Origin of the sequence: Burkholderia sp. E168m23, assembly GCF_016586125.1 — a bacterium.
Taxonomy (GTDB): domain Bacteria; phylum Pseudomonadota; class Gammaproteobacteria; order Burkholderiales; family Burkholderiaceae; genus Burkholderia; species Burkholderia orbicola.
On the sequence record NZ_BCPP01001163.1, the window covers coordinates 1 to 1,896 of the forward strand.

Consider the following 1,896-nt stretch of genomic DNA (forward strand, 5'->3'; position numbering starts at 1 on the left):
GATCCTCGGCAGCGAGCCGATCAGCCCGTTCTCGGCGCCCGGTCGCGCGGGCCGGCCGCGCCATACGCTGCCGGGCGCGGCCGACGCGCGCGTGCCGTACCTGTCGTATACGCCGAACGCGTATCTCGGCCGGATGACCGAAGTCATCATCGCGAACGCGCCGACGCGGCTGTTTCTCGATCGCGTCTACGAAACCGACATGGCCGAGGGGCTGAAGGCGATGGCGCTCGCGGGCCACGGCGTCGCGTTCCTGCCGCACAGCGCGGTCGACGATGCGGTCGCGGGCGGCCGGCTGATCCGGCTCGACCGGTCGGCGCGCGGCGGCGCGCATCCGTTCACGCTGACGATGGAGATCCGGCTGTACTGCGACAAGCTCGCGCTGCAGGGCGACGATCCGCGGCAGAAGCTCGTGCGGGCGCTGTGGGACGTCGTGCGCGACGAACTGCGCGACACGACCGGCGACGCCGCCGCTTGATCGCCGGTTAACCGCCGACGGTCAATCCGGCCGATCGACCCGGCCGGCTGACGGCGCTCCTGCAGCGTCTATCGGACGGCTGTCCCGCGGCCGGCCCGCGCCTGTCCGATCCGGTTTTCACGAACGCGATGCACGGCCGATCGCGGCCGTTCTTGCGCAAATCGACCGCGGATTTGCGAAAAATCGCGATCATGCAAGAAACGCATAATCGAATAAACAAACGGCATTGGATAAAAAAAACGGCTTTTTCGACAATGTGCGCAATCCGTTGAACGTTGGAGTGTCCATGTCTTCGCAACAGCAGTCCATCCCGTCCTACCTGCACGCCGACGATCTCGGCCCGTGGGGCAACTACCTTCAGCAGGTCGATCGCGTCGCGCCGTACCTCGGTTCGCTGTCGCGCTGGCTCGAAACGCTGAAGCGTCCGAAGCGCATCCTGATCGTCGACTGCCCGATCGAGCTCGACAACGGCACCGTCGCGCACTTCGAAGGCTATCGCGTGCAGCACAACGTGTCGCGCGGTCCGGGCAAGGGCGGCGTGCGCTACCACCAGGACGTGACGCTGTCGGAAGTGATGGCGCTGTCGGCATGGATGTCGGTGAAGAACGCGGCCGTGAACGTGCCGTACGGCGGCGCGAAGGGCGGCATCCGCGTCGACCCGCGCAAGCTGTCGCGTGGTGAGCTCGAACGCGTGACGCGCCGCTACACCAGCGAAATCGGCATCATCATCGGCCCGAACACGGACATCCCGGCGCCGGACGTCAACACCAACGAACAGGTGATGGCGTGGATGATGGACACGTACTCGATGAACCAGGGCCAGACGTCGACCGGCGTCGTGACCGGCAAGCCGATCGCGCTCGGCGGTTCGCTCGGCCGCAAGGAAGCAACGGGCCGCGGCGTGTTCGTCGTCGGCTCCGAAGCGGCGAAGAAGAAGGGCCTGGAAATCGAAGGCGCACGTATCGCGGTGCAAGGTTTCGGCAACGTCGGCGGCATCGCGGCGAAGCTGTTCCAGGAAGCGGGCGCGAAGGTGATCGCGGTGCAGGATCACACGGGCACGATCTACCAGCCGGCCGGCCTCGATTCGAACAAGCTGCTCGACCACGTCGCCCGCACCGGCGGCGTCGCGGGCTTCGAAGGCGCGGAACCGATGCCGAACGACGAGTTCTGGACGGTCGAGACCGACATCCTGATCCCGGCGGCGCTGGAAAACCAGATCACCGAGAAGAACGCGGCGAAGATCCGCACGAAGATCATCGTCGAAGGCGCGAACGGCCCGACGACGACGGCGGCGGACGACATTCTGAGCGCGAACGGCGTGCTCGTGATCCCCGACGTGATCGCGAACGCGGGTGGCGTGACCGTGTCGTACTTCGAGTGGGTGCAGGATTTCTCGAGCTTCTTCTGGACGGAAGACGAGA

At 66.2% G+C, this 1,896-nt stretch carries 2 protein-coding genes; both read left to right on the forward strand.

Features of this window, described 5'->3' with window-relative positions:
- On the forward strand, positions 1-475 hold a 475-nt coding region (locus tag JMF90_RS35235; RefSeq protein ID WP_236598107.1), incomplete at its 5' end, for a LysR substrate-binding domain-containing protein.
- A gap of 286 nt (positions 476-761) precedes the next feature.
- On the forward strand, positions 762-1,896 hold a 1,135-nt coding region (locus tag JMF90_RS35240), incomplete at its 3' end, for a Glu/Leu/Phe/Val dehydrogenase (protein WP_201326179.1).